Source organism: Paraburkholderia sp. BL6665CI2N2, assembly GCF_004366535.1.
In the GTDB taxonomy this organism is placed as follows: Bacteria; Pseudomonadota; Gammaproteobacteria; order Burkholderiales; family Burkholderiaceae; genus Paraburkholderia.
Map to the genome: position 1 here is coordinate 3,267,614 of NZ_SORC01000001.1, position 19,316 is coordinate 3,286,929.

22 protein-coding genes are annotated in these 19,316 nt (G+C 64.7%); 10 read left to right on the forward strand and 12 right to left on the reverse strand.

Going from position 1 to position 19,316, the window contains the following annotated elements:
* Positions 1-10: 10 nt before the first annotated feature.
* Complete coding sequence (gene ltnD, locus B0G81_RS14530; protein ID WP_134136682.1) at positions 11-901, reverse strand: L-threonate dehydrogenase; 891 nt, start codon at positions 899-901, stop codon at positions 11-13.
* Positions 902-968: 67 nt separating this feature from the next.
* Positions 969-1,673: a FadR/GntR family transcriptional regulator gene (locus B0G81_RS14535; RefSeq protein WP_134136688.1), complete on the reverse strand. Its 705-nt coding sequence runs from the start codon at positions 1,671-1,673 to the stop codon at positions 969-971.
* 204 nt (positions 1,674-1,877) lie between these two features.
* Here B0G81_RS14535 and B0G81_RS14540 point away from each other — a divergent pair, with 204 nt between their 5' ends.
* On the forward strand, positions 1,878-2,702 hold the full coding sequence (locus tag B0G81_RS14540) for an IclR family transcriptional regulator (RefSeq protein WP_106282402.1): 825 nt from the start codon (positions 1,878-1,880) through the stop codon (positions 2,700-2,702).
* 52 nt (positions 2,703-2,754) lie between these two features.
* Here B0G81_RS14540 and B0G81_RS14545 read toward each other — a convergent pair whose 3' ends face one another.
* Both B0G81_RS14545 and B0G81_RS14550 read right to left on the reverse strand, forming a co-directional pair.
* Positions 2,755-4,056, reverse strand: a complete 1,302-nt coding sequence (locus B0G81_RS14545; RefSeq protein ID WP_134136692.1) for an MFS transporter — start codon at positions 4,054-4,056, stop codon at positions 2,755-2,757.
* 63 nt (positions 4,057-4,119) lie between these two features.
* Positions 4,120-5,310, reverse strand: coding sequence for a M20 aminoacylase family protein (locus B0G81_RS14550; protein ID WP_134136694.1), 1,191 nt, complete (start codon positions 5,308-5,310; stop codon positions 4,120-4,122).
* A 134-nt stretch (positions 5,311-5,444) separates the two neighbouring features.
* Between B0G81_RS14550 and B0G81_RS14555 the strand changes: the two genes are divergently transcribed.
* Complete coding sequence (locus tag B0G81_RS14555; RefSeq protein WP_134136696.1) at positions 5,445-6,353, forward strand: LysR substrate-binding domain-containing protein; 909 nt, start codon at positions 5,445-5,447, stop codon at positions 6,351-6,353.
* 6 nt (positions 6,354-6,359) lie between these two features.
* Here B0G81_RS14555 and phnN read toward each other — a convergent pair whose 3' ends face one another.
* The 3 genes from phnN to phnF are packed head-to-tail and all read right to left on the reverse strand — an operon-like array spanning position 6,360 to position 8,394.
* The gene (gene phnN / locus B0G81_RS14560) at positions 6,360-6,914 is read right to left on the reverse strand and encodes a phosphonate metabolism protein/1,5-bisphosphokinase (PRPP-forming) PhnN (RefSeq protein ID WP_106282406.1); all 555 of its coding nucleotides are present in this window, start codon (positions 6,912-6,914) and stop codon (positions 6,360-6,362) included.
* Positions 6,915-6,916: 2 nt separating this feature from the next.
* Positions 6,917-7,639 (reverse strand): DUF1045 domain-containing protein, encoded by a 723-nt coding sequence (locus B0G81_RS14565; protein ID WP_134136699.1) that lies wholly within the window; start codon positions 7,637-7,639, stop codon positions 6,917-6,919.
* Positions 7,636-8,394 carry a phosphonate metabolism transcriptional regulator PhnF gene (phnF, locus tag B0G81_RS14570; protein WP_116147889.1) on the reverse strand — a complete coding sequence of 253 codons (759 nt, stop codon included), beginning with the start codon at positions 8,392-8,394 and terminating at the stop codon, positions 7,636-7,638. The genes B0G81_RS14565 and phnF overlap by 4 nt, the downstream gene beginning before the upstream one ends.
* A 181-nt stretch (positions 8,395-8,575) precedes the next feature.
* Here phnF and phnG point away from each other — a divergent pair, with 181 nt between their 5' ends.
* From phnG to B0G81_RS14605, 7 genes are all read left to right on the forward strand, one after another.
* Positions 8,576-9,073, forward strand: a complete 498-nt coding sequence (phnG, locus tag B0G81_RS14575) for a phosphonate C-P lyase system protein PhnG (RefSeq protein ID WP_134136701.1) — start codon at positions 8,576-8,578, stop codon at positions 9,071-9,073.
* Complete coding sequence (phnH, locus tag B0G81_RS14580) at positions 9,073-9,684, forward strand: phosphonate C-P lyase system protein PhnH (protein ID WP_134136703.1); 612 nt, start codon at positions 9,073-9,075, stop codon at positions 9,682-9,684. Before phnG ends, phnH begins: the two co-directional genes overlap by 1 nt.
* Complete coding sequence (locus B0G81_RS14585) at positions 9,684-10,823, forward strand: carbon-phosphorus lyase complex subunit PhnI (protein ID WP_134136705.1); 1,140 nt, start codon at positions 9,684-9,686, stop codon at positions 10,821-10,823. Before phnH ends, B0G81_RS14585 begins: the two co-directional genes overlap by 1 nt.
* Complete coding sequence (locus B0G81_RS14590; RefSeq protein WP_134136707.1) at positions 10,820-11,752, forward strand: alpha-D-ribose 1-methylphosphonate 5-phosphate C-P-lyase PhnJ; 933 nt, start codon at positions 10,820-10,822, stop codon at positions 11,750-11,752. Before B0G81_RS14585 ends, B0G81_RS14590 begins: the two co-directional genes overlap by 4 nt.
* Positions 11,749-12,519 carry a phosphonate C-P lyase system protein PhnK gene (gene phnK, locus B0G81_RS14595; protein ID WP_134136709.1) on the forward strand — a complete coding sequence of 257 codons (771 nt, stop codon included), beginning with the start codon at positions 11,749-11,751 and terminating at the stop codon, positions 12,517-12,519. Before B0G81_RS14590 ends, phnK begins: the two co-directional genes overlap by 4 nt.
* Positions 12,520-12,527: 8 nt before the next feature.
* Entirely contained in the window at positions 12,528-13,292 is a 765-nt protein-coding gene (phnL, locus tag B0G81_RS14600; protein ID WP_134136712.1) for a phosphonate C-P lyase system protein PhnL, read from the forward strand.
* Between the two features lie 122 nt (positions 13,293-13,414).
* On the forward strand, positions 13,415-14,548 hold the full coding sequence (locus B0G81_RS14605; RefSeq protein ID WP_134136715.1) for an alpha-D-ribose 1-methylphosphonate 5-triphosphate diphosphatase: 1,134 nt from the start codon (positions 13,415-13,417) through the stop codon (positions 14,546-14,548).
* A 93-nt stretch (positions 14,549-14,641) separates the two neighbouring features.
* On the opposite strand, the gene B0G81_RS14610 is transcribed toward B0G81_RS14605, so the two are convergent.
* From B0G81_RS14610 to B0G81_RS14630, 5 genes are all read right to left on the reverse strand, one after another.
* The gene (locus B0G81_RS14610; protein ID WP_106282416.1) at positions 14,642-15,088 is read right to left on the reverse strand and encodes a lytic transglycosylase domain-containing protein; all 447 of its coding nucleotides are present in this window, start codon (positions 15,086-15,088) and stop codon (positions 14,642-14,644) included.
* 55 nt (positions 15,089-15,143) lie between these two features.
* Positions 15,144-15,497 carry a hypothetical protein gene (locus B0G81_RS14615; protein ID WP_243856446.1) on the reverse strand — a complete coding sequence of 118 codons (354 nt, stop codon included), beginning with the start codon at positions 15,495-15,497 and terminating at the stop codon, positions 15,144-15,146.
* Positions 15,498-15,508: 11 nt separating this feature from the next.
* Positions 15,509-15,817, reverse strand: a complete 309-nt coding sequence (locus tag B0G81_RS14620; RefSeq protein ID WP_116123805.1) for a hypothetical protein — start codon at positions 15,815-15,817, stop codon at positions 15,509-15,511.
* Between the two features lie 396 nt (positions 15,818-16,213).
* Entirely contained in the window at positions 16,214-18,022 is a 1,809-nt protein-coding gene (locus B0G81_RS14625) for a diguanylate cyclase (protein ID WP_116147877.1), read from the reverse strand.
* The gene (locus tag B0G81_RS14630) at positions 18,022-19,023 is read right to left on the reverse strand and encodes an extracellular solute-binding protein (RefSeq protein WP_243856448.1); all 1,002 of its coding nucleotides are present in this window, start codon (positions 19,021-19,023) and stop codon (positions 18,022-18,024) included. Before B0G81_RS14630 ends, B0G81_RS14625 begins: the two co-directional genes overlap by 1 nt.
* Before the next feature lie 10 nt (positions 19,024-19,033).
* Here B0G81_RS14630 and B0G81_RS44620 point away from each other — a divergent pair, with 10 nt between their 5' ends.
* Complete coding sequence (locus B0G81_RS44620; RefSeq protein ID WP_243856450.1) at positions 19,034-19,186, forward strand: hypothetical protein; 153 nt, start codon at positions 19,034-19,036, stop codon at positions 19,184-19,186.
* Positions 19,187-19,316 lie beyond the last annotated feature (130 nt).

A 19,316-nucleotide genomic window follows, 5' to 3' on the forward strand; every position in this document is an offset into this window, starting at 1 on the left:
GCTGACCTCCTCACTTCGCCGCCGGCACGTCGATGCCGGGGAAAATCTTGATGACCGCGGAATCGTCCTCGCCGCCGTGACCGGCCGTGGAGGCCATCATGAACATCTGATGCGCCGCCGCCGACAACGGCAGCGGGAATTTCGAGCGACGCGCGGTATCGAGCACGAGGCCGAGATCCTTGACGAAAATATCGACGGCCGAGAGCGGCGTGTAGTCGCCGTTCAGAATGTGCGGCACGCGGTTCTCGAACATCCACGAATTGCCCGCGCTGTGCGTAATCACTTCGTACAGCGCGTCCGGATCGACGCCCTCGCGCAAGCCGAGCGCCATCGCCTCGGCGGCCACCGCGATATGCACGCCGGCCAGCAACTGATTGATGATCTTCACCTTCGACCCGGCACCGTGAGCAGAGCCGAGGCGATATACCTTGCCCGCCATCGCGGCCAGCACGTCCTCGCACGCAGCGTAGGCCGCAGCGGGACCGGACGTCATCATGGTCATCTCGCCGGAGGCCGCGCGCGCCGCGCCGCCGGAGACCGGCGCGTCGAGCATCTGCAAACCGGCCGACTCGATCCGCTTGCCGAGTTCGATGGCGAAGTCCGGCGCCACGGTCGCGCTGGCGATCACCACGCCGCCCGGTTTCATCGCGGCGACCGCGCCCTGCTCGCCGAACAGCACGGCTTCGGTTTGCGCGGCATTCACGACCAGTGTGACGACCACCTCGCACTGCGCGCCGAGTTCGGCGGGCGTTGCGCAACCCACGCCGCCTTCCGCGACGAACGCATTCAGGACCTCGCTGCGCAGATCGCACGCATGGACCCGCAGACCCGCGCGCAACAACGAGCGCGAGACACCCAGGCCCATTGCACCAAGACCGATGACACCGACATTTCTGGACATGCTTGACCTCTATGAATTCGTTGGACGCTCGCGCGTAACCCTGGGCGTTCAAGCTCAGCGGTGAAGCTCAGCAGATCCCCGCTTCCGCGAGACGCCGTGCCGCGTTGTACATATGCGTTCGCGCCGCATTGCGCGCCGCCATCGGATCGCCCGCGCGAATCGCGGCGGCGATCGCCGCATGCTCTTCGCGCACCTGACGCGAAAAGTCCTCGCGCAACGCTTCATTGCGGCGCGTGACGACCGTGCCGGCTTCGAGGTATTGATTCAGGAACGTGAGGGTTTTGAGGAAATACCGATTGCCGGTAGCCGCCGCAATCGCGCGATGGAATGCGACGTCTTCAGCCACGCCGTCCTCGCCGTCGGCCACCGCCTCGTCGATCTTCGCGAGCGCCGCGTCGATCGACATCATGTCGGCGTCGCTGCGGCGCATCGCGGCTTCCGACGCGACTTCCGCCTCGATGGCCCGCCGCAGCGCGAGAATCTGCACCACCGAGCCCGGCTCGACCGCTTCCGCGTAGTCGATCCGCAGCGGCCGGACCGTGCCGTGCGCGGCGACGAACACGCCGCTGCCCTGGCGCGGCTCGACCACGCCTTCGTTCTTCAGCCGCGAGATCGCCTCGCGGATCACCGTGCGGCTCACGCCGAACTGTTGCGCCAGCACGGCCTCGGTCGGCAGCTTGCCGCCGCGCTCGAAGGTGCCTTTGTCGATCTGCTTGAGCAGCTGTTGCGCGACCGTGTCGCTCAACGCTCTCGCAGGAATCTTCTCGAACATCGATGCCTCGATTGATCATGTTGTCGGGTCATCATACAAATTTTAGATGCGGGCTGCATCCATGCAAACCCTGGGATTTTTGTCCATCAGGCGGCAAAGTTGGCGAAACAGAAGGCTTAAGCTATCGTCACGCCTTTAGCGCGTCGCGCCGGGAATTCAGGCGCGGCGCGGGTCCGCAGTTCCTCGAACGCATCTTCAAGGTCCATGAGCAAAGCCCTGCCGCCGTCTTCCGCCGTTCCCGTCAGCGCCGAACCGGCCCCGGACAAACCGGGCGACTCGTATGTGCAGTCGTTCGCGCGCGGCCTCGCGGTGATCCGTGCGTTCGACGCCACGCGCCCCGAACAGACGCTCACCGACGTCGCCGCCGCCACCGGCCTCACACGCGCCGGCGCACGCCGTATTTTGCTGACCCTGCAGACGCTCGGTTATGTGGAGGCCGAAGGCCGCCTGTTCCGCCTTACGCCGAAGATCCTCGATCTCGGCTTCGCGTATCTGACTTCCATGCCGTTCTGGAACCTCGCCGAGCCGGTGATGGAACAACTGTCCGCGCAGGTTCACGAGAGCGTCTCGGCGGCCGTGCTCGATCGCACCGAGATCGTCTATGTGCTGCGTGTGCCGACCCACAAGATCATGACGATCAACCTGTCGATCGGCAGCCGCTTGCCGGCCTATTGCACGTCGATGGGCCGCGTACTGCTGGCATCGCTCGACGACGAAGCGCTCGACGCGACGCTGGGCTCGACGCCGCTCTACGCCCACACGCCGCGCACGGTCACCGACAAGGAAGAGTTGAAGAAGCTGATCGCGCAGGTGCGCCGCCAGGGCTGGGCGATCGTCGATCAGGAACTGGAAGGCGGTTTGATTTCGCTGTCCGCGCCGATCCGCAATCGCCAGGGACGCGTGATCGCCGCGATGAATATCAGCGGCAATGCGCAGCGCAATTCCGGCAAGCAGATGGTGAAGGCGTTTTTGGAACCGTTGCAGCAGGCCGCGCAAACCGTCTCGGAGATGGTGGCGCGGCGCGGGTAGGCGCGGCGACTGCGGGCGTCGCGCCATGGCGGCGCCCTGCTCGAGCAAGCAATCAATCGATCGGCTTGTCCGCCGTTTCCTTCAGCATCGAGACCGCGATCAGCGACACCACGACGCACGCCGCCACATAACCGGCCGGCGCCAGCTTGCTGCCGGTCAGCTTGATCAGCCACGTGGCGACAAGCTGCGCGGTCCCGCCGAACACGCACACGCTCAACGCATACGCGATCGAAATGCCGGTGGCGCGCACGCGCCGCGGAAACGACTCGCACATCAAGGCAAATTCCGACGCCGAGCCCATCGAATAAAACAGCAGCATCAGCGCGGTCAGCGACATGATGACGGGCAACTGCGGAAAGCGGTTGATCAGCATGAAGGCCGGAAACAGCAGCAGCACCAGCACGCCGCGTCCGAACAGGATCGGCCGCTTTCGGCTGCCGATGCGATCCGACAGCATGCCGAATAGCGGACACGTGATCAGCATCACGAAACCCGAGGCGACGCCGACCAGCATCGACAGCGACATCGGCAGGCCGAGCGTGTGGATCGCGTAGGTCGGCATGTAGAAGGTCAGGATGTAGGTCGAGACCGTGCCGCCCATCACCGTCAGCGTGATCAGGATGAGCGGACGCACATGGCTGGTGAAGAGTTCGTGCAGCACGCCGCGTTCGATCGCGTGGCTGTGCGCGCTCGCCGTGTCGTCGGCGAGACGGCGGCGCAGATACATGCCGACCGGCGCGATCAGCACGCCGAGCAGGAACGGAATGCGCCAACCCCAGCTTTCCAGCGAGTCTTTCGGCAACGCGCCGGACAGCGCCGCCGCGATGCCCGAGCCCATTAACGCCGCGCCGCCCTGCGTGGCCAGTTGCCAGCTTGCGCGAAAACCGCGCCGCGTGCCGCCGCCCTGTTCGAGCAGCGTGGAGGTGGCCGCGCCGAACTCTCCGCCTTGCGAGAAGCCTTGCACGAGACGCGCGAACACGATCAGCAAAGGTGCGGCCAAACCGATCTGCGCATAGGTCGGCGCGATTGCGATCAGGCCGGTGCTTACCGCCATCAGCATGATGGTCAGATTGAGCGCGGCTTTGCGGCCCTTGCGGTCCGCGTACACGCCGAGCATGACGCTGCCGAGCGGCCGCGTGATAAAGCCCGCCGCGAACGTCGCCACCGACAACAGCAACGACGTGGTCGGATCCGCCGACGGGAAATACAGCTTGCCGATGATCACGGCAAAAAAACCGTACACGGTGAAGTCGAAGAACTCAAGCCAGTTGCCGATCACGGCGGCAGCGATCGCGCCTCGGCTGTTGGTCCGGCTCGCCGCCGCGGCATGGCTCGCATCGGTCGTGGTACTCATCGCGTGGTCTTCCTCGTTGTTATGGTTGTAGGGCTTGACTAGGGCGCGGCGCGTTGCGCCGGATCACTGCCCCAGATAGCGCTCCACCAGCCGCGTCCAGAACGCCGCGCCGACCGGCAGATTGCGGTCGTTGAAGTCGTAGTGCGGGTTGTGCACCATGCAGCCGTCTTCCCCCGCGCCGTTGCCGATGCGCAGGAACGTGCCCGGCCGCTTCTGCAGCATGAAGGCGAAGTCTTCGCTGCCCATGAGGATCTCGGTTTGCGCGACCACCTTGTCGTCGCCGACCAGTTCGCGCGCCACCTCCACCGCGAAATCCGTTTCGGCATCCGAATTGACGACCACCGGATAACCTTCGATATATTCCACGATCGCCTTGCCGCCATAGCTCGCGGCCTGCGATTCAGCGAGTTCGGTAATGCGCTTCTTCAGCAGCGCGCGCACCTCGGGGCTAAACGAACGCACGCTCAGTTCCAGCTTCGCGCTGCTCGAAATCACGTTGTTCGCGGTGCCCGCATGCATCGAGCCGACCGTCACCACCGCCGGCTGCGACGGATCGACGTTGCGCGCGACAATCGTCTGCAATGCCATCACCATGCTCGCCGCCACCACGACCGGATCGACCGTCAGATGCGGACGCGCCGCGTGGCCGCCCACGCCTTCGATCGTGATGATCGCCTTGTCGCCCGCCGACATGAACGGCCCTTTACGGAACAACAGCACGCCCGGTTCTTCGCCAGGATGGTTGTGCACGCCGAACACGGCGTCGCAGGGAAAGCGCTCGAACAGGCCGTCGTTGATCATCTTCAGCGCGCCGCTGTCGATGCCGCTCTCCTCGGCCGGCTGAAAGTACAGATGCACCGTGCCCGAAAAATTGCGTGTGGCCGCGAGGCGTTGCGCGGCGCCGAGCAGCATCGTGGTGTGGCCGTCGTGGCCGCATGCGTGCATCTTGCCGTGCGTGCCGCTCGCATACGGCAGGCCGGTCTGCTCGACGATCGGCAGCGCGTCCATGTCGGCGCGAATGCCGATACTGCGCTTGCCGTCGCCCACTTTCAGCGTGCCCACCACGCCCGTCTGGCCGACGCCGCGCGTGACCTGCCAGCCCCATTGCTCGAGCTTGTCCGCGACCAGCGCGCTCGTCTGGTGTTCCTCGTAGGCCAGTTCCGGATGATGGTGAATGTGATGGCGAATCTCGCGCAGGCTCTCGGCGACGGGCGCCAGGTCGGACACTTCGGTAAAACGCGCGGCTTCGCTCATCTCCAGGGCTCCAAGGATTCATGGCCGCATGAAAACGCGGCAAACAGGCGAGCACTATAGCCACGCCGTTTTGTTCGAATAAGATGCTGTTTTTTTCACCCCGATTAACAAGCGTTATATACGGGATTACCCCAATGAAACCGCAGCAGTTGCAAGCGTTCGTCGCCGCCGCCCATCACCGAAGTCTGCGCGCCGCCGCGCGCGAGCTCGGCGTGACGCAGCCGGCCGTCACGCATGCGATCCGCGAGCTTGAAAGCGCGTTGAATGCCGAGTTGATGGTGCGCAGCGTGCGCGGCATCGAATTGACGGCATGCGGGCTCGCGCTGCTGCCGCGCGCCGAGCAGTTGCTCGGCGACATGCGGCGTACGGTCGAAGCGGTCGAACAGGTCAAGGGAGAACTGGCCGGCAGGGTCAGCGTGGGCACCATGCCGTCGATCGCGCTCACGGCGCTGCCGCACGCGGTCTCGAAGTTTCGCCTCGCGATGCCGCTGGTCAATCTGCATCTGGAGGAAGTGACGATTCCGGACGCCGTCGCGCGTTTGCGCAACGGCGCGCTGGATATCGCGGCGATCCATCATGTGCAGGCGCTCGACAGCGATCTGGTGCAGGCGCCGCTCTACTCGACGCAGTTCGTCGTCGCCATGCGCGCCGGGCATCCGCTTGCCAATGTGACGCGCCTGCATGAGCTGCTCGACGCGGAGTGGATCGTGACCGTGGGCGCCGATCACTTCCCGCACAGCGTGATGATGGCGATGTTCGCCGCGCACGGCTTGCCGGTGCCGAAGCGGCTGGTACGTGCGCCGTCGTCGTTCGCGGTGACGCTCGGACTGGTGTCGCAAACCGATGTGATCGGCTGCTTCACGCGGCCGCTTGCGCAGATGGTCGCGCCGCTCGGCATTCGCGTCGCGCAGATCGAAGAGGCGCTGCCGAACTACGATCTCAGCATCATTTCGCGGCGCGGCCTGCTGCCGACGCCGGCCGTCCTGCAGTTCGTATCGTGCCTGCAGGATGCGACACGGGAAAATATGGCGGCGACCGGATAGTACGGCTTACTGAACGTCGGCTTCCGCCTTTAAAAACGCAATCAACTCATGTCCCGCTTCGTCGAGCGCGCCGGAATTATCGATCGTGGTGCAGCGCACGCCGTCCGGCAATGAGAACGGCGCGCGGCGCGCGAGCCGCGCCGCGACCTGTTCCGCCGACTCACGCGCCCGCGCGCCGAGGCGGGCTTCGAGAATGTGCGGCGCGGCGTCCACGTGCACCACTTCCGTGTGCGGATAGCGCGCCAGCACGTGCTGCAAATGCTGCCGTGAGCCGTTGACGACCACCGTGCAGCCGCGTGCAAGCCACGCATCGAGTTCGACACCGATGCCATAGCGCAGCGAATGGCTCGACCATTCGAGCGCGAACAGGCCGAGCACGGAACGCGCCGCGAACTCTTCGACGCTCAACGCCACATGCGCCTCGCCGTTGCCGCTCGGCCGCGTGATGTAGCGATGCGCGAACAGAATCGGCTCGCCCATCAGGTGCTTTCGCGCGAACTCCAGCAACGAATCCTTGCCCGCGCCGGACGGTCCCATTACGTAGATCAAGCGACCTGTCATTGTTATTTCACCTCGCCGGTCTGAAACGGCACGCGCTGCCACAACACGAACGGTTCACCGGGCGCCGGTTCGACGAAGAGCGCCGCCTGATCGACCAGCAGCGGTCCGAGCGCGGGCGTTCGCGCTCGCCACCATGCGACCAGCGTGGCGCGCTCCTCGGCATCGGCGAGTGAATTGGAGAGCGTCATATGAAAACGGAATTCGTCGAACACGTATGGATAACCCCATTCGATCAGCAACGCACGTTGCCGTTCGCTCAACGGGGCCGCCAGACGCCGCGCCCGATCGACGGCGGACGCCGGCGCGCGCAACCTGCCGAGCGTTTGCAACGCGCTCGCGGCCACGGCGCGGATGCCGGCCTCACCTTGCGCATCGGCCGGCCGCAACGCAACAAAGTCGCCGAGCGTCGCGGCTTCCACCGGCAATGCAAATGCGCTTTGCGTCCGTGCCCACTCACGCGTGGCTTGCAATACATGTGCCTGCGTCACGCCGTCGGCGAGTCGAAACGGCGCGACCAGTGTGCCGTGCCAGCCGTAGCGGCGCGGTGCTTCGGTCAGCTCGACGAGCGGACGTGCGAGATCCGAAGGTTGCGGCGCCTCGCACCGCTCGCCGCTTTCCGCGTCGCGCGCGAGCCATGCCGACCCGGCCCGCCACCACGCCGACTCGCGCGAGGGCGCGTAATACACGGCAAAACGAGCCTCGGCGCTCCATTCACCGCCGCTCATAGGTCGTGCTCCACCAGCAATTGCACGCGATCCGCGGCGAAGTGCGTGAAGCCGTATTTGACGGGCGTGCCTTGCAGATCGACATCGACGTTCTCGACCCACAGCACCGGTTGCTGACGGTTGATATTCAACCGCCGCGCCACCTCCGGTTCGGGCAGCACACTGCCGATGCGGCTCCACTTGCGCAAATAATCGTTCACGCCGAATTCCGCCATGGCCTTGGTAATGCCGCCGGTGCGCTCCAGCACTTGCGGCAGGTCAGCGAAACGCGCCGCGGGATACCAGTTGCGCGCGAACGTGAGCGGCACGCCGTCGGATTCATGCAGCGATTCGATCCGGTAGACCGATGCACCGGCCCGCAGACTCAACGCCTTGGCGACGCTCGGCTCGGCCTTCACGCGTGCGGCCGACAACATCGTGCCCGCCGCCGCATGATGCTGCTGGCGCAAGTTTTCTGTAAACCGCGTGCGGCGGCCAATCGTATAGTCGATGGCGCCCGGTTGCACGAAGGTGCCGCGCCCCTGCTCGACGCTGACGAGGCCCAATGCGGCAAGACCCAGCATGGCCCGGCGCACGGTATGCCGGTTCACGTCGAAGCGTTTGGCCAGTTCACCCTCGCTCGGCAGGCGCCCTTCTTCGCCAAATCCGCTGGCGGCGATTTCCGCCGCCAGGATCTGCTCGATCTGCCGCCAGACGGCAACGCCCGCGCCGCGTTCGAGCATCGTGCCCGGCGTCGCGTTGTCGTTCGATGTCATGGTGCTGTCATTCCCCTGGGTTCAAATATTCGCTATGACGTGCATTGTAGTGCGCAAGCCGTGATGGAAATATGAAACGGCCGTCATGCGCTACACGGCTCGACAAGCATACCCCTAAACGTCTAGACGTTTAGATGAATAGATGGTCAAATGTCTACTCGCTGGATCAACAGGAATTTCGATGAGTGCCACTTCCGCCTCGCCTGCTTCCGCTCCGCCATCGGCTGTCCGGCGCGCATGGATGGCCGTGCTGGCGCGCACGCCGCGCGCCGATCTCGAAGCCGCGCTCGAACGCGCACTTCGGGACATCCCCACTCCCACGTATGACTGGCTGCGCCCGTCCGAGATCGGCCTCGCAATGGTGCGTGGGCGCGTCGGCGGCAGCGGCGATCCGTTCAATCTCGGCGAAGCGACAGTCACGCGCGCCACCTTGCGTCTGCGTGCTTCGGGCGACGCGGCCGCCGCCGTCGGTGTGGCATGTCATCTCGGCCGTGACCGCCGGCGCGCCGAACTGGCCGCGCTAGCAGACGCGCTCCTGCAAATGCCGGAGCATCACGCCGTCTTGCATAAGCAACTGATCGAGCCGTTTGCCGCGCAGGTGGCCGTGAAACGCGCCGGGCGGCAACAGGACGCCGCGGCCACGCGCGTCGAATTCTTCACGATGGTCCGGGGCGACTGATGGAAAACTCACAGATTGCATTGTCCGCTTTGACGCCGGGTTTCGCCGATCCGGTGCATGACACCCAGGCGGTGTTCCGCACCCTGCTCGACGCGCTGTCGCGGCCAGGCACGGTCGGCGTAGTCGAGAACGTGCTGCCCGAAGTGCGGGCCACGCGCGCCGAGCTTGCCGCCTTCGCGGCACTGCTCGCACTCTGCGACTACGCGACGCCTGTATGGCTCGCGCAACCCGATACGGCCTTGGCCTCGGCGCTGCGCTTTCATACCGGCGCGCCGCTCGTCGACGAACCGGGACACGCCGCATTCGCTTATATCCACGATGCCGGCGCGTTGCCGCCGTTGGACCGCTTCGCGCTCGGCGCGGCGGAATCGCCCGAGCAATCGGTCACGCTGCTGATTCGCGTCGACGCGCTGACGGGTGGCGCGCCAGTTGTCTTGAGCGGCCCCGGCATCCAGCACACGGCCACGATCGAGCCGGTCGGCCTGCCCGAGCGTTTCTGGCGCGAACGCGCCGCCCTCGCGCCGCTGTTTCCTTGTGGCGTGGACTGTTATCTCGTCTGCGGCGCACGTCTGATCGGCCTGCCGCGCACAACTGAAGCGAAGGTGAACTGATGTACGTTGCCGTCAAGGGTGGAGAACGCGCGATCGAAGCGTCATGGCGTCTGCTCGACAAGGCGCGCCGCGGCGACACGCGGCTGGCCGAACTCAGCGTCGCGCAAATTCGCGAACAGTTGCGCCTCGCGGTGGCGCGCGTGATGACCGAAGGCTCGGTCTACGACGAAGAACTCGCGGCGCTCGCCATCAAGCAGGCCGCCGGCGATCTGGTCGAAGCGATCTTCCTGCTGCGTGCATATCGCACCACACTGCCGCGCTTCGGCTACACGCGGCCGATCGATACCGAAGCGATGCAAGCCGAGCGCCGCATTTCGGCAACCTTCAAGGACGTGCCCGGCGGCCAGCTGCTCGGCGCGACTTACGATTACACCCAGCGTCTGCTGGATTTCGCGCTGCTGGCCGAAGGCGATACGGCTGTCAGCGCAGCGTCGTCGCCGAGTCAAGCCACCGCAGTGCAAACAGAACCCATGCCGCGCGTCGTCAGCCTGCTCGACAAGGAAGGCTTGATCGAACAGGAACGTCGCACGCCGAACGCGCCGGAACCTGGCGACCTGTCGCGTGAGCCGCTCGCCTTTCCCGCGAGCCGCGCTACCCGCCTGCAAAATCTCGCGCGCGGCGACGAAGGCTTTTTGCTCGCGATGGGTTACGCCACGCAACGCGGCTACGCGAATTCGCATCCGTTCGCGGGCGAAATCCGCTTCGGCACGATCGCCGTGGAAATGGAACTCGACGAGCTAGGCGAAACGGTCGAAATCGGCGATATCGACATTACCGAATGCCAGATGATCAACCAGTTCGCCGGCAGCGGCGAGGTGCCGCCGACGTTCACACAAGGCTACGGTCTCGCGTTCGGCCACTCGGAACGCAAGGCCATGGCGATGGCGCTCGTCGACCGCGCCTTGCGCGCCGAAGAACTCGGCGAAACGCTTGCCTCGCCGACGCAGGATATCGAATTCATGCTCTCGCATAGCGACAACGTCGAAGCGTCCGGTTTCGTGCAGCATCTGAAGCTGCCGCATTACGTCGACTTTCAATCGGAGCTGGAACTCGTGCGCCGCTTGCGCGCGAAGCACGCCATGCAGAGCCAGCAAGAAGGCACGGATCAACCCAGCGGTCAGCAGGAGCAGGCAGCATGAACGCGCCCGACACATCTTTCGCCACCGCGCCCACCGCGTCATACGACAGCGCCGCCGACGGCTACAACTTCGCATACCTCGACGAACAGACCAAGCGCATGCTGCGCCGCGCCTTGCTCAAGGCCGTGGCCGTGCCGGGTTATCAGGTGCCGTTCGCCTCGCGTGAAATGCCGTTGCCGTTCGGCTGGGGCACCGGCGGCATTCAGGTCACCGCGGCGATCATCGGCAAACAGGACACGCTGAAGGTGATCGATCAGGGCTCCGACGAAACCACCAACGCGGTCAACATCCGCCGCTTCTTCGCGCGCACTACCGGCGTGCCGACCACGCGCCGCACCGTCGATGCGACGATCATCCAGACGCGTCACCGCATTCCCGAAGCACCGCTCACCGAGAAGCAGATTCTGGTCTATCAGGTGCCGATGCCCGAGCCGCTCTTTCGCCTCGAGCCACGCGTCGCCGAATGCAAGAAGCTGCATGCACTCGCCGATTACGGCCTGATCAGCGTGAAGCTCTACGAAGACATCGTGCATCACGGCAGCATCGCGACCACGTACGACTACCCGGTGATCGTCAACCATCGCTACCTGGCTTCGCCCTCGCCGATTCCGAAGTTCGACAATCCGAAGATGCATATGAACCCCGCGCTGCAATTGTTCGGCGCCGGCCGCGAGCGGCGCATTCACGCGATTCCACCGTACACGCCCGTGCGCAGTCTCGACTTCGACGATCATCCGTTCGAAGTGCAGAAATGGCAGCACGCGTGCGCGCTGTGCGGATCGACAGAGAGCTTTCTCGACGAAATGATCGTGGACGACGCCGGCAAGCGCATGTTCGTCTGCTCCGATAGCGACTACTGTCACGAACGGCGCGGCGACGCCGATCTCGATCTGCCGGCGCGCGAAGCGCGCAAGGGAGAGCCCGCATGACGCCGCTCCTGAGCGCCCGCTCGCTCACCAGACAATACGGCGGCCGCAACGGCTGCAGAAACGTCAGCTTCGATCTGTATCCGGGCGAGGTGCTATGCATCGTCGGTGAATCCGGCTCGGGCAAGACCACACTGCTCAACACGCTCGCGCTGAAAAACGAAGCCGATAGCGGCTCGCTTCACTACACGGCCACGCATGGCGACAAGCTCGATCTGCTCGCGTTGTCCGAGCCGCGCCGCCGTTTGCTGATGCGCACGGAGTGGGGCTTCGTCCAGCAGAATCCGCGCGACGGACTGCGCAGCGGCGTCTCGGCCGGCGCGAATATCGGCGAGCCGCTGATGGCGGTCGGCGCGCGCCACTATGGCGATATCCGTTACGCGGCTACGCAGTGGATGGAGCGCGTGGAGCTCGATTCCTCGCGCATCGATGAATTTCCCGCAGCGTTTTCGGGCGGCATGCAGCAACGTTTGCAGATCGCGCGCAATCTCGTCACCAGTCCGCGGCTCGTCTTCATGGACGAACCCACGGCCGGTCTCGACGTGTCGGTGCAGGCGCGTCTGCTCGATCTGCTGCGCACGCTGACGTCCACGCTGCATCTGTCGGTGCTGATCGTGACGCACGATATCGGCGTGGCGCGTTTGCTCGCGCACCGGTTGATGGTGATGCAGGGCGGCGAAGTGGTCGAGGCGGGCCTGACCGATCAGGTGCTCGACGATCCGCAGCACCCGTACACGCAAACGCTGGTTTCCTCGGTTCTGCCGGTTTGAGGCTCACAATGCGATCCATTGAAACAAGCAGTGAAGCGCGCGCCGGCGAGCACGCGTTCATCGACAATGCCGCGCTGATGCTGCGCGCGGTCGGCATCGGCAAGACGTTTACGTTGCATGGCCAGGGCGGCGTGCGGATCGAAGCGCTCGCGGGCGTCTCGCTCGATGTCGAGCGCGGCGAGTGCGTGGTGCTGGTCGGGCCGTCTGGCGCCGGCAAGAGCACGCTGCTGCGCTGTCTGTACGGCAATTACCTGGCGAGCAGTGGCTCAATCGTGGTTCGCGATGCGGCGAATGACGGCCAGCCCGTGTCGATCACCGGTGCCGAACCGCACGACGTGTTGCGTCTGCGCCGTGGCGTGGTCGGTTATGTGAGCCAGTTCTTGCGCGTGATTCCGCGCGTGCCGACACTCACGCTAGTCGCCGAACCGCTGCTCTCGCGTGGCGTGCCGGAGGACAAAGCGCGCGCGCGCGCGGCCGCGCTGCTGGCCAGATTGAATGTGCCGGAGCGGCTGTGGTCGCTCGCGCCCGCCACGTTCTCCGGCGGCGAACAGCAGCGCGTGAATATCGCGCGCGGTTTGATCGCGGAGCACCCGCTGCTGTTGCTCGACGAACCGACGGCTTCGCTCGATGCGGAGAACCGCGACGTGGTCGCCGATCTGATCGTCGAGGCACGCGAGCGCGGCGCGGCGATCGTCGGCATTTTTCACGACGAAGATACGCGCAGCAAGGTGGCCACGCGCCGCCTGGAACTGCAGCCGCCGCTGCGTCACTGACGCGAATCACATGAAGCGGCGCGGGCACAGCGCAAAACAGCACTACACTGACGCATGCTGCATCGATGCAAAAAAACACCCATACAGCCACACTCAAGTCTGACTGACTACGGAGCAAGTCGATGTTGATCAGGAACGCTCGCATCGTGACGCGAGACGAAGTATTCACCGGCGTGCTACGCGTCGAAGACGGCGTGATTCGCGACGTCGAGCGCGGCACGACCAGCGCGCGCGAAGCCGAAGATTGGGACGGCGACTATCTGTTGCCCGGCCTGATCGAACTGCACACGGACAATCTGGAGAAGCATCTCGCGCCGCGTCCGGGCGTGCAATGGAATACCGATGCCGCCTTCGTGATCCACGACGCGCAGGTGGCCGCGGCCGGCATCACCACCGTGTTCGACGCGCTCGCCATCGGCTCGCGCACGAACGTGGGATTGCGGGGCCGCGATCTGCAAACGCAATGCGCCGCATCGCTCACGCGGTTTTCCGAGCGCAAGCTGCTGCGCGCCGAACACTTCCTGCATCTGCGCTGCGAAATCGCCACCGCCGACGTGGTGGAAGTGTTCGATTCATTGTGCGCGCATCCACTGCTGCGGCTCGCCTCGGTGATGGATCACACGCCGGGGCAGCGCCAATGGCACGACCGCGAGCAATGGCGCCGCTTCCAGGAACGCAACGGCAAGCTGAGCGACGAACACGTCGAGACGGCGCTGGCTGAACTGTCGGTCGAACAGGCGCGTTACGCCGATGCGCACCGCCGCGAGATCGTCGCGCGCTGCAACCGGCTCGGCATTCCGGTGGCAAGCCACGACGACACGCTGATCGAGCACGTCGAACAGGCCAGGCAGGAAGGCATCGTGCTCGCCGAATTCCCGACTACCCGCATCGCCGCCCAGGCCGCGCGCGAGCACGGCATTTCGACCATCATGGGCGCGCCGAACATCGTGCGCGGCGGCTCGCATTCGGGCAACGTGTCGGCGCTCGAACTGGCGAAGGCCGGCTTGCTCGATATCCTGTCGTCGGATTACGTGCCGTCGAGCCTGATGACCGCTGTGTTCGAACTGGTCGACAAAGCCGGCTGGACCTTGCCACGCGCGATGCGAACGGTCTCCGCCGAACCGGCGCGCACCGCCGGCTTGCACGACCGCGGCGCGATCGAAGCGGGATTGCGCGCGGACTTCGTGCGCGTGACGATGCTCGACAAGTTGCCGGTGCCGCGCGCAACGTTTCGCGGCGGGGCACGGATCGTTTGAAGTTTGAAATGTGCAGAAAAGACCCTGTTTCAAGGGTCTTTCGCTGTTCGCGCGGTGTATGCACGGCGTGTGCCTCACGCCTCGTGAACGGCCTCAGGGCGTGGACGGCAACTGCCCCCACGCCACCAGCACCTTCTGAATTCCACGCGCATACGCATCGCGCTGTTTCGGCGTTTCCGAGTGGTAAGCGCCGATCGCGCGCCACGTATTGCCGTGCTTGACCATCTTCTGTTTCAGCAGCCAGGCCGCCACGTACACGTTCACGCACGGATCGATCAGCGCGCGATGCGGCACGCCTTCGCGCGCGAGATCGTCGAAGTGAATCGAATTGATCTGCAACTGACCCACGTCGATCGAACCGTTGACGTTTTGCCGTATCGCGCTCGCGTCACCCTTCGATTCGTACCACGCCAGCGCTCGCAGCACCCACGGGTTGACGCCTTGATAAGCGGCGGCTTCGTTGAAACAGTCGTCGGCCGCTTGCGCGGCGCCGCACACCGACAGGCAGGCGAGCGCGGTCAGGAGGATCTTCAAGGACATGCTGCATCCTTCCGCTTGTCAGCGATAAAGAGGCGAGCGCCGCAGCGCCGCCGGATCACTTAGCCAACGCCTGTTCGATCTGGCGCTGCACGGAGTCGAGATAGGCATGCGACGCGTCGGATACGACGATGCGCACGACCGGCGTCGGCGGACTTCTGCGCTCTTGCGTCGGCGCCGCCACACGCTGCTTCTTGCGATGCGTCGCCGGCTTGAGCGGCAACGCGTCGTCGCCCGCGCCCGGCGGCGGGAGCATCGCGAGCGACGGCAACGGCGGATACACCTTGTCCGCCGCAGCCGGAAATGCGGCCGGGATTGCGCCGACGGATTGCAGATCCGCGCCCGGCTGACCGGCGAAGGCCGGCGCGCTCAGCAGCATGGCCAGCGCGAGAAAAACGATGCGAACCGTCACGGTGCCCTCCTTCACTGAACCGTCCTGATGGACACGCTATACGGTTGACCCAACCCGGCGGTGCGGTTCTCGAAGTTCACGCGCGCGGTGCGCTGTGCCGGCACGCCCTTCCACACCGCCTGATTCAGATACGCGAAGTCCTGTCCCAGCGCGGTCACGAGCACGACCGTGGACTGCGGCTGCGCGGCAGCCAGCGCGCCCGCCTTGGCGAGCACGGCGGCGAGTTGCGGATCGCGCGCGCCGAGCGCATCGGGCGGAATGTCGAAGCTGATCACCTCGTTCGGCGCCTTGTCCGGATGAGCCGCAGTCGGCGCAGGCATCTGCGCGCATCCGGCGACCGCGAAAACGGCAGCCAATAACCCTATCTGTCGCTTCACGGAAGTCTCCCGTCAGATTCGTTGCTATATCGGAGTTTTCGGCAGGCTCGCCGCAAAGTTGATATGGCGGAAACGCTTCGCTGAAAATCAAAAAGACTTGCCTCAAGATCGGCGCAAACGATTGCTTCGGCGCTCGGCGAAGCGAGGATCGAAGCAAACTTGCCTCGCGGTTTTGGGGCGAAGAGAGAAGCCGGCGATAGAGATAGAAAGCAGTTGGAAAGAACACAGAAAGCTGCGAGCAAAGTCACCTACCCGCAGCAAGCGATGCAGACGGCCACAGCAACGCCCGTCAGAAGAAGCGTCGCCAATTCAGGCCGGCATCCCGCGTATTCAGCCAGATCACGCCGTCGGCTCGGCCTCGTGCCCTTGCGTCGCGCCAACGTCCGCCTGCGCCTGCTCGAACTGTTCGCGGCGACGCATGTCGAGCACATCGTGGTAACGCATATAGCCGCAGCGTCCGCCGGATTTGGCCGCGTACATCGCCGCATCCGCGTTGAGCAGCAGTTCCTCGGCTGTGCCGCTGTCGTCCGGGAACTGGCTGATGCCGATGCTCGCGCCCACGGTCATGCCCTGCCCGTCCACCTGGAGTTCCTCATTCAACGCCGCCATGATGCGCGAGGCAATGGCGGGCGCCGCCTCCGCCGAACGCGGTCCCTCGATCAACACGATGAACTCGTCGCCGCCCAGACGCGCCACCACATCCGCGGAACAGAGCACCTGTTTCAGCCGGCGCGCCACCGCGACCAACACCTTGTCGCCGACGGCGTGGCCGAATTGATCGTTGATCTGCTTGAAGCGGTCCAGGTCGACGAACAGCACGGCCAGCCCTTCCTCGCGCCGCGTCGCTTCGTCGATCGAGTTTTCGAGCTTCTCCATGAACAGCACGCGGTTCGGCAGTCCGGTCAGCACGTCGTGCGTGGCGAGATGCACAAGTTCGCGTTGCTTGGTGTGCAGCGCGTCCATCTGCGCCTTGATTTCGCGGCGCAGCCGGTCGAAGCACCGCGCCAGCACGCCGATCTCGTCGGTGCGTTTGAGCGGCAGCGTTTCCATCGCGTGCTCGGCGAACAGATGCGTCGCCGCGTACGCGAGACTATGCAGCGGCTTGGTCAGCGCGCGCGCGAACAGAACCGCGAGGAACAGCGCCAGCACGCTGAAAATCAGCACCATACGCACGATTCTGTCGCCGAGCAGATTCGCGCCGGACAAGACGTCTTCGAGCGGTTTGGCGAGACCGAGCACGATGAAGCGGTTGCCCTCCAGATCGCCGAACGGCCTGCGCACGAAAGCGAGCACCTGGCCTGCAGCCTGGTGTGGCCGCGCAAGACCGTTGACCAGAGCCTCGCTTTGCGTCTGTTCGAAAAGCGGCTTGGTGACGGAGAAACTGTCCTGCATCAGCACGCGCCGGCCGCGATCGAAGCCGAAGGTTTTCGAGGCGTCCGGATTGACGAGGAAATCGCCCCACTCGTTGGCCAGATAGACCTGATAGTCGCTCGGCAAATCGCTTTGCACGCGCTTGAACAAACCCGCCAGATCGATGTCGATCACGACCACGCCCACCACCGTGCCATTGCCGTTCGACACCGGCGTGCCGAGCCGCAAGGTCGGCTTGCCCTCCGCGGCATGCGAGCCGTATTCATGGTTGACCAGAATCGGCGAGGTGTAGATGCGGCCCGGCGAAAACGCCAGCGTGTCGAACACATACGCGAACTGGCCTTTCTCCTGCAGCTTGTCCCCTTCGACGCGCACGAGGCCGTCGGCGTCGCGGTCGAAGCGAACCAGTTCGAGCCCATAGTGCTGACGCGAAATCAGCCGGACTTGCAGGTACTCGGGGTGATGCACCATGAAACTGGAATACACCTGCGCCAGCCGTTCGCGTGCCGCGCTGGGGCCGGCACCGTCGTCGGTCTGCGCGAGCTCCGCCGTGGACGGCATGCTCGCGAGCACGAGCGCGTCGGCGGCGACATCGTCTATCGAGGTGGAAAAGCGCTGGCCGAGCAGTTCCGTCGACATGAGCAGGCTGCGCTCGGCTTCGTTCACGAGCATCGTGCGGTTGGCGCGATACGCGTAATAGCCGGTCGCGCCGGACGCGAGCACGCCGATGCACGCGAGCAGCACGGATAATTTGAAGGTCAGCCCAGGCCGCATCATCAAAAACGCTCCGACCGGTCCCCGGACACGATTCGGGCCCACAGGTCCTCGCGCCGCTGAATATCTTCCACCGGGCCGATCCACACGATGCGCGCGTTATCGGTGTTTTCCGTGGGTGCCGTCAACGTGTTGGCGAGTCCCTGGCGTTGCGTGAGCAACGCGCTGACCTCCGGTTCGAGCATGTAGTTGATCCACGCGAGCGCCAGCGGCCGGTCGGCCGCCGCGCGCGTCATCGACCAGCAATCCAGCCACGCGAGCGCACCTTCGTCGGGAATCACGTAGCCGACATCGGCGCCGGCGCGGCGCAGCAATTCGACCTGCTGGGTGCCGTAGTTGCCGAACATCAGCGCGACCTTATGCTGGATGAAAAACGCGGTCGCTTCCTCGGGCAACGTGTAATAGGTCAGCAGATTGCGGCGCAGATCGACGAGCTTGTGAGCAATCGCGCGCATTTGCGCGGCATCGAGTTGAAAAGGATGCGGATAGCCGAGCGCCAGCGCCGTGAACGAGAAATTGTGCTGCGCGCTGTTGAAGTCGAGCACCTTGCCGCGATAACGCGGATTCCACAATTCGCGCATGGAGCGCGGCGCCACGGCGACCTGCGTGCGGTCGTAGATCAGGCCCATCGACGAATACGTAAACGGTATGGCGTATGCCTTGCCGCCCGACGTGATGCCGCCGATCGAGGCAAGCGCCTGAAAGCGCGGCAATTGTCGTTTGGTGTTCGGCACGCTCGCAAGATCGAGCGGCGCCAGCAGATTCGCTTGCGTGTAGCGCTGGATTTCCGCGGTATTGGCGGCGAGCACGTCGAAAGGCGGCGCGCTTACGGCGTGCATCTGGGCCCACAGCGCCTCGTCGGAATCGACCAGCGTCACTTCCACTTTGGCTTGGTAGCGCGCCTCGAAATTCTTGACGACGTCGGCGTCCGCGTAGCCGGGCCAAGCCAGCACGCGCAGAATCTTCTCGTCGGCTTTAACTGGCGACGCCGAGAAAAGGCCCACGCAGATAAACGTGCCGATCAAATATGTTAAAAATCCCCGACAAACGCCACATAACGACAAACGTGGGCGCGCCACGGCAGCAGCGATTCGCGAATGGAAGAATCGTTTAAAACAGCGCTTTGCATCTGCCGTCAACATCATGTGCATAACCAACACCGTTTAGCAGAAGGCCTTTCTGACGAGCGCAAACACGCGGACTCGATCCGCGGACAGGTTGCCCGGTGACTTTCTTCAGACAGAGACGCTCGATGCTGCATGTGGCGGAGCGCGAGGAGCATCGATGATAGCGCTAA

What these genes read in the sequence shown, in the direction of transcription:
- ltnD (WP_134136682.1), bottom strand. Translation starts at nt 901, where the DNA reads ATGTCCAGAAATGTCGGTGTCATCGGTCTTGGTGCAATGGGCCTGGGT.
- B0G81_RS14535 (WP_134136688.1), bottom strand. Translation starts at nt 1,673, where the DNA reads ATGTTCGAGAAGATTCCTGCGAGAGCGTTGAGCGACACGGTCGCGCAA.
- B0G81_RS14540 (WP_106282402.1), top strand. Translation starts at nt 1,878, where the DNA reads ATGAGCAAAGCCCTGCCGCCGTCTTCCGCCGTTCCCGTCAGCGCCGAA.
- B0G81_RS14545 (WP_134136692.1), bottom strand. Translation starts at nt 4,056, where the DNA reads ATGAGTACCACGACCGATGCGAGCCATGCCGCGGCGGCGAGCCGGACC.
- B0G81_RS14550 (WP_134136694.1), bottom strand. Translation starts at nt 5,310, where the DNA reads ATGAGCGAAGCCGCGCGTTTTACCGAAGTGTCCGACCTGGCGCCCGTC.
- B0G81_RS14555 (WP_134136696.1), top strand. Translation starts at nt 5,445, where the DNA reads ATGAAACCGCAGCAGTTGCAAGCGTTCGTCGCCGCCGCCCATCACCGA.
- phnN (WP_106282406.1), bottom strand. Translation starts at nt 6,914, where the DNA reads ATGACAGGTCGCTTGATCTACGTAATGGGACCGTCCGGCGCGGGCAAG.
- B0G81_RS14565 (WP_134136699.1), bottom strand. Translation starts at nt 7,639, where the DNA reads ATGAGCGGCGGTGAATGGAGCGCCGAGGCTCGTTTTGCCGTGTATTAC.
- phnF (WP_116147889.1), bottom strand. Translation starts at nt 8,394, where the DNA reads ATGACATCGAACGACAACGCGACGCCGGGCACGATGCTCGAACGCGGC.
- phnG (WP_134136701.1), top strand. Translation starts at nt 8,576, where the DNA reads ATGAGTGCCACTTCCGCCTCGCCTGCTTCCGCTCCGCCATCGGCTGTC.
- phnH (WP_134136703.1), top strand. Translation starts at nt 9,073, where the DNA reads ATGGAAAACTCACAGATTGCATTGTCCGCTTTGACGCCGGGTTTCGCC.
- B0G81_RS14585 (WP_134136705.1), top strand. Translation starts at nt 9,684, where the DNA reads ATGTACGTTGCCGTCAAGGGTGGAGAACGCGCGATCGAAGCGTCATGG.
- B0G81_RS14590 (WP_134136707.1), top strand. Translation starts at nt 10,820, where the DNA reads ATGAACGCGCCCGACACATCTTTCGCCACCGCGCCCACCGCGTCATAC.
- phnK (WP_134136709.1), top strand. Translation starts at nt 11,749, where the DNA reads ATGACGCCGCTCCTGAGCGCCCGCTCGCTCACCAGACAATACGGCGGC.
- phnL (WP_134136712.1), top strand. Translation starts at nt 12,528, where the DNA reads ATGCGATCCATTGAAACAAGCAGTGAAGCGCGCGCCGGCGAGCACGCG.
- B0G81_RS14605 (WP_134136715.1), top strand. Translation starts at nt 13,415, where the DNA reads ATGTTGATCAGGAACGCTCGCATCGTGACGCGAGACGAAGTATTCACC.
- B0G81_RS14610 (WP_106282416.1), bottom strand. Translation starts at nt 15,088, where the DNA reads ATGTCCTTGAAGATCCTCCTGACCGCGCTCGCCTGCCTGTCGGTGTGC.
- B0G81_RS14620 (WP_116123805.1), bottom strand. Translation starts at nt 15,817, where the DNA reads ATGCCTGCGCCGACTGCGGCTCATCCGGACAAGGCGCCGAACGAGGTG.
- B0G81_RS14625 (WP_116147877.1), bottom strand. Translation starts at nt 18,022, where the DNA reads ATGATGCGGCCTGGGCTGACCTTCAAATTATCCGTGCTGCTCGCGTGC.